Source organism: Nostoc sp. (assembly GCF_036917975.1).
Lineage (GTDB): Bacteria > Cyanobacteriota > Cyanobacteriia > Cyanobacteriales > Nostocaceae > Nostoc.
Map to the genome: position 1 here is coordinate 22,423 of NZ_JBALEJ010000081.1, position 6,249 is coordinate 28,671.

4 protein-coding genes are annotated in these 6,249 nt (G+C 41.8%); 1 reads left to right on the forward strand and 3 read right to left on the reverse strand.

The window, feature by feature from the left end:
- Positions 1-11: 11 nt before the first annotated feature.
- The 3 genes from petJ to V7K76_RS28185 form a co-directional block, all read right to left on the reverse strand.
- Positions 12-347 (reverse strand): cytochrome c6 PetJ, encoded by a 336-nt coding sequence (gene petJ, locus V7K76_RS28175; RefSeq protein ID WP_334776111.1) that lies wholly within the window; start codon positions 345-347, stop codon positions 12-14.
- 472 nt (positions 348-819) lie between these two features.
- A complete protein-coding gene (locus V7K76_RS28180; RefSeq protein WP_334776110.1) occupies positions 820-1,314 on the reverse strand; it encodes a GNAT family N-acetyltransferase in 495 nt (164 codons plus the stop codon).
- A 162-nt stretch (positions 1,315-1,476) separates the two neighbouring features.
- Complete coding sequence (locus V7K76_RS28185) at positions 1,477-2,613, reverse strand: RpoD/SigA family RNA polymerase sigma factor (protein ID WP_334775994.1); 1,137 nt, start codon at positions 2,611-2,613, stop codon at positions 1,477-1,479.
- An 842-nt stretch (positions 2,614-3,455) separates the two neighbouring features.
- On the opposite strand from V7K76_RS28185, the gene priA reads away from it, so the two are divergent.
- Positions 3,456-6,050, forward strand: a complete 2,595-nt coding sequence (gene priA / locus V7K76_RS28190) for a primosomal protein N' (RefSeq protein WP_334775993.1) — start codon at positions 3,456-3,458, stop codon at positions 6,048-6,050.
- Positions 6,051-6,249: the final 199 nt, after the last annotated feature.

Consider the following 6,249-nt stretch of genomic DNA (forward strand, 5'->3'; position numbering starts at 1 on the left):
TAGATTTTGGTCTACTTCCACCCCTTATCTGCTTGTGAAAGCACATAAGCAGCTACATTTTCAATTTGTTCAGGCTTCAAACGTTTGCCGAAGGCGGGCATAGCATTTTTACCGTTTGTAACTTGGGTAATAATTGCCTCTGCTGAGTACAAACCATACTTTTCCAAAGCCTCCTTCTTCAAGTTTTTGGCAGCTTGAACCAGATTCTTTCCTCCCGCATGACAAGAAGCACAATTGGCACTAAATACTTTAGCTCCACTAGCAGCATCCCCCGCCAAAGCTGGACTACTGAAGGCAAAGGTGAAGATTGCTATGCCTAACAGCATGACTGTAATCATTTTTTTCATTTCGTGTTCCCTCTGCAATAACGGCTTATTCGGTGCAATATCCTTCATAATTGTGAGTTGAGCCGCTACCATAGTCAAACGACAGGCTGTCAAACTTCGCTTTATTAAATAAAATTTTTAGCTTTTGAATCTTTGAGTTTTTTTAGATTTAAGGTTGTTATCAGCAATAATATCTGACGAAAATATGCTTCTTGACAAAACACTACATCTAGACTAAAGCAATCTTAAATATTTAAGGAGGCAGGAGGCAGAAGACAGGAGGAATCCCCATAAATAAATTTACGGGCTTCAAACCCGTTTAGCAGAGGGCAAAAAATATATTTTCTTACTCTAGCAAGAACAGCAAGAACTGGTCTCTGCCTTTCTTCGGTAAGTTTGAATATTTATATCAAAAAAATCATCAAAATTTAAGGATGAAATATTCAAGATGAAAATTTTCTTGCTTCATCTTTTATACTTCATCCTTTATTTTTCAATTAACCGATCCTAACTGAATCAGCGCATCTTGTGTAACGCGACAAATTCGCCAATCATCTAATATAGATGCTCCCATACTACGGTAAAATGCTTGGGCTGACTCGTTCCAATCCAAGACACTCCACTCTAATCGGCCACAATCGCGTTCTAAAGCTATCTGAGCTACTTTAGTCAGGAGAGACTTACCAATACCTTGCCTGCGATATTCTGGTAAAACAAATAAATCTTCCAGATAAATTCCTGGCTTAGTCAGAAATGTTGAATAATTATGAAAAAACAGCGCAAAACCAACAGCTTGACCCTGAGATTCCGCTAAGATTGCCTCTACATATCTCCGTGAACCAAATAAATGCTCCTGAAGTGCTAGAGCATTACCAGTAACAGCGTGAGATAATTTTTCATACTCTGCAAGTCCTTCAATTAATTTAAACAATACGCTGTAATCGGCTGGTTCGGCAAAACGCACAATCAAATTATTACCCGGAGTCATTAGTCTATAGTCCATAGTTGATAGTCCATAGTCTATAGTTAACTGGGCAATTTTTTTGAGTATTGACTAAATAAGAGCCGAGAAAAGCTACAAAATGCCTGATTTTTGCGAATTGCAAAACTAATTAAGTCAGGTATTGCATCTCTATCTTGAGTAATGTAATTAAATCAACCAACCTTTTAAACGTTTAGCTATGTGAGGACGGCGCAATTTCCGCATGGCTTTGCTTTGAATTTGACGCACTCGCTCACGAGAAAGATTGAACATATTGCCAACTTCTTCTAAAGTGCAGGGTTCGCTGGTTGTCAAACCATAGCGCAGAGAAATCACATCTTTCTCTCGTGGAGTTAACACGTCACCCAAGACTTCCCAAATCTCCTGACGCATCATGTTTTCATTCATTTTTGCTTCTGGAGACAAGTTGTCTTCATCTTCTAGCAAATCCATCAATTCTGTGTCTTCTTCTTTACCGACACGATGGTTGAGAGAAAGTGCTTGTCGCCGTAGTTGTTGTAACTGGCGTAGTTGTTGTACACTCATTTCCAAAGCTTCTGCCATTTCAGCTTCGGTGGGATTACGAGAAAGTTTTTGTTTGAGTTCCCGTTGGGCTTTTTTCAGCTTGTTCAGCTTTTCAACAATATGTATAGGTAGCCGAATTGTCCGTGCATCGTTAGCTATAGCTCTGGTAATTGCTTGTCTAATCCACCAATAAGCGTAAGTAGAAAACTTATATCCTTTATCGGGATCAAACTTTTCGGTAGCGCGATTTAAACCCATTGCTCCTTCCTGAATTAAATCCAGAAAAGGCACTCCCCGATTTAGATATCGCTTGGCAATAGATACTACCAATCTTAAGTTCGAGCGAATCATTTTGCGTTTCGCTACTCTCCCTTGATACAAGCGACTTTCTAATTGCTTTTCCGTCATTTCTAGCTCGGAAGCTACTTCTAGTTTGCTGGCTTCACGTTCCAGTTTTAACTCTAAAGCCGCTTGTATTTCTCTAACTTCCTCTAGAAATCTGACTCGCCGCGCTAACTCTACTTCTTCATCAGCTTTCAAGAGCGGATAACGCGCCATTTCTTTAAAAAACGCGCCAACAGCATCATCATGTTCGGTTTTGTTGTATCCCGAAGGACGAGCCGCCGCCATTTCATCTCCATCGCGTTCGTCTGATTCCAGATTTTCTACTACAATTGGAGATTCTTCTTCTGCTACTGCATTTAAACTATCGAGTGATGGTTCTTCAATATCAGCAGCATTCTCCAGTATTTCCATTTTTCCTAATTCAACAATATTCATAGTTTCCTTTAGGGATTGTTGCTTTGTTTGGTACGGAATTTAGTTACACCTACTCTTTTGAGGCTTGGTAGTTTTCCCTAATGGACGATGCACCCCTTTAGATGACGAAATATAGGCTGATGCTAATTTATCTACAGAAATAAAAATCGGCATCTACTTAGCACATATAGGTTACAGTTATATACAACCTATCGCGAAACTTACCTTAGCACCCAACAAAACTTTCTTCTCGGATTCCCAACAGATATATTCTTCATTTTTTTCTGAATCTTCAAATATGTCAAATCCCCCCTCAAACTTTCTCAACCTTAACAAATATAAAAATCTCAGTTAATCATCAAATTTTCTTAAACTTTCATATATTTTTCTAAATATTTTTAATATCTTAAGTGCTAGATGTCACTAGATAAGAGAAAAACCTACTACTCGATTTATGTATTACCAATTTGATTTAAAGTTGCCTACATGATACAAAGTAGAGGAATGCCATCTTAATTTTGGTACGATCTTACTTTGTATAAAAGCATCTCATAACTAGGTAAAGTTGAATATCTACCGATAGGCGGAAAAAGGCTACTCCATATTTAGTAGATAGAGCAACTGTTGCAGCAATAGCCGACATGCTTTTATTTGTATAGTGGGCACCAAATATTTATTGCATGTATAGTTGATAGGAATTTGTCTAGTAGATTACATAAGAGGAAAATTATCAAGTATTATGAAGAATAACAGTATTGAGAAATACCATTTAAATTTAAGAAAAAGAAAAATCAGAGTTTAGTGAGCGAGGTTGATTTTAACCAGCTATATGAGGAAAATATCTAAATATAAAGTCAGCAAGTATGTATATTCATGACATAAATTTATCTCCTTTAGTGGTGGCCCAAGCAGGTGAATCATACCAGTCAGGTGCAAATCTGAATCGGTGGGTTGAAGTATTAGTAGACTGTCCAGGAAGTACAGGACTATTTACTTATCGATTGCCAGCCCAGTTAGAAATTAAACCAGGGGATATTTTGAGCGTGCCATTTGGGGCACAACAATTAGGAGCGATCGCTATTCGGTTACTGGCACAACCTAATATCGATTTACCACCAGAAAAAATCCGGGAAGTAGAAGATATAGTCAGCGTGGGATTTTTCCCAAGTGCTTATTGGGAATTACTCAACCGAGTAGCTGCATATTACTATACGCCACTGATTCAAGTAATCCGGGTTGCTCTGCCACCAGGGTTGCTGGGGCGATCGCAGCGTCGTATCCGTCTGGTTGGAGGCGGGGGGGCAGGGGGCAGGGTGCAGGGGGCGGGGGGAAGTAGTTATTTGCTGGGATCTGCCGATCCTTTGGCTTTTTTGACTCCGACGGCGCGGCAAGTTTGGGAACTTTTGCAAGGGCAGCCGGCGGGGGACTATAGTTTTGTTTACCTTCAGCAAAAAGTCAAATCTGCTTATCGGGGAATTCGGGAATTATTGCGATTTGGTTTAGTAGAAAGCTACTTAGAACCACCGCGACTAACTCGACCAAAGTTGCAAAAAGCAGTCACGCTCACAGGTACAATTGACCAAGAGTTAACCACTCGCCAACGAGAGATTTTAGAAGTGCTGCGGCGACGTGGTGGGGAGTTGTGGCAAAATGAATTACTGCAAATTTGCAATGCTAGTTCCTCTATTCTCAAAACTTTGACACAAAAGGGTTACATCGTTGTTGAAGAACGGGAAGTATTGCGAACAGAACAAGGCCCAACATTAGTAGGTGATGGTGCTAAATCTTTAACTACAGCCCAAGCCAGCGCCTTAACGACAATCCAGACACTAGATGGATTTGCTCAAGTTTTATTGCATGGGGTGACAGGTTCAGGAAAAACCGAAGTATATTTGCAAGCGATCGCACCTCTCCTCAATCAAGGTAAATCTGCCCTGGTTTTAGTCCCAGAAATTGGACTTACACCCCAGCTAACCGATCGTTTTCGTGCCCGTTTTGGTAATAAAGTCAGCGTCTATCACAGCGCCCTCTCCGATGGTGAACGTTACGACACATGGCGGCAAATGCTCACAGGAGAACCCCAAGTTGTCATTGGGACTCGTAGCGCCGTTTTCGCCCCTTTACCCAACTTGGGTTTAATTATTTTAGATGAAGAACACGACAGCAGCTTTAAACAAGATTCCCCCATACCCACCTACCACGCCCGCACCGTTGCCCAGTGGCGAGCCGAATTAGAAAATTGCCCCTTAGTTTTGGGTTCCGCTACGCCTTCCTTGGAGAGTTGGGTAAGTATGCAGGGGGCAGGGGGCAGGGGGCAGGGGGCAGGGGGAGAATTCATAACTCCTCACTCCTCACTCCTAACTCCTAACTCTTCTCATTACTTAAGTTTGCCTGAACGCATCAACTCTCGCCCTTTACCGCCGGTGGAAATAGTCGATATGCGGCAAGAGTTGCAGCAGGGAAATCGTTCTATATTTAGTAGATCGCTGCAAGAAGCTTTGCAACAGCTGCAAGAAAGAAAACAACAAGGGATTTTATTTATCCATCGGCGGGGACACAGTACTTTTGTCTCTTGCCGCAGTTGTGGATATGTGCTGGAATGTCCGCACTGTGACGTGTCGCTGGCGTATCACCACACCGAAGAAAAAGCGCCGGAATTATTACGGTGTCATTATTGTAATTATGCGCGATCGCACCCCAAATTTTGCCCTGATTGTAGTTCCCCTTACCTGAAATTTTTCGGTAGCGGTACTCAACGGGTAACGCAAGAATTAGCGCGACAGTTTCCAGAGTTGCGCTTGATTCGTTTTGATAGCGATACCACCCGCAACAAAGGCTCACATCGTACCCTACTTACCCAGTTTGCCAACGGCGAAGCAGATTTATTAGTTGGTACGCAAATGCTCACCAAGGGTTTGGATTTACCACAGGTGACACTTGTGGGCGTTGTCGCCGCCGATGGATTGCTAAATTTATCAGATTATCGTGCCAGCGAACGAGCATTTCAAACCTTGACTCAAGTCGCTGGGCGTGCTGGGAGAGGCGAAGATCCGGGTAGAGTGATTGTGCAGACTTATACTACAGAACATCAGGTAATTGCAGCAGTGCGATCGCACGATTACCAGTCTTTCTCTCAAGCGGAATTAGAACAACGCCAAGCACTCAATTATCCTCCTTATGGGCGGTTAATTTTGCTGCGCTTAAGTAGTCTCGACCCGATTCAAGTGCAAAATACGGCGCAAATTATTGCTACAACCTTGAATACAGAAGAAGAATTTGAGATATTAGGCCCAGCACCAGCAAGTATTTTACGAGTAGCTAATCGTTATCGCTGGCAGATATTGATTAAATTTGACCCCGATGCCTTACCAAAGTTGCCAGATTGGGAAGAGGTGCGATCGCTTTGTCCTTCGTCTGTAAGTTTAACTATTGATGTAGATCCAATTAATATTATGTGATCGGATTATGGCGGTTCCCATTCAGATGAGGTACAACGTTATATCGCAAGGTGTAGGGGCACGGCACTGCCCATGAGTGTCAACTTAACGTGAAAGCAAGCCTAGAACCCACATTCCGCACTTCAACTTGAAGCATAAAGAGATTACAGTCAAGATAAAAGCGAAAAGTCAGGATAATTAAGAAAATAATACTGAATTA

Excerpts from the sequence above, each read along its gene's own strand:
- priA (WP_334775993.1), top strand. The coding sequence starts at position 3,456 with ATGTATATTCATGACATAAATTTATCTCCTTTAGTGGTGGCCCAAGCA.
- V7K76_RS28180 (WP_334776110.1), bottom strand. The coding sequence starts at position 1,314 with ATGACTCCGGGTAATAATTTGATTGTGCGTTTTGCCGAACCAGCCGAT.
- petJ (WP_334776111.1), bottom strand. The coding sequence starts at position 347 with ATGAAAAAAATGATTACAGTCATGCTGTTAGGCATAGCAATCTTCACC.
- V7K76_RS28185 (WP_334775994.1), bottom strand. The coding sequence starts at position 2,613 with ATGAATATTGTTGAATTAGGAAAAATGGAAATACTGGAGAATGCTGCT.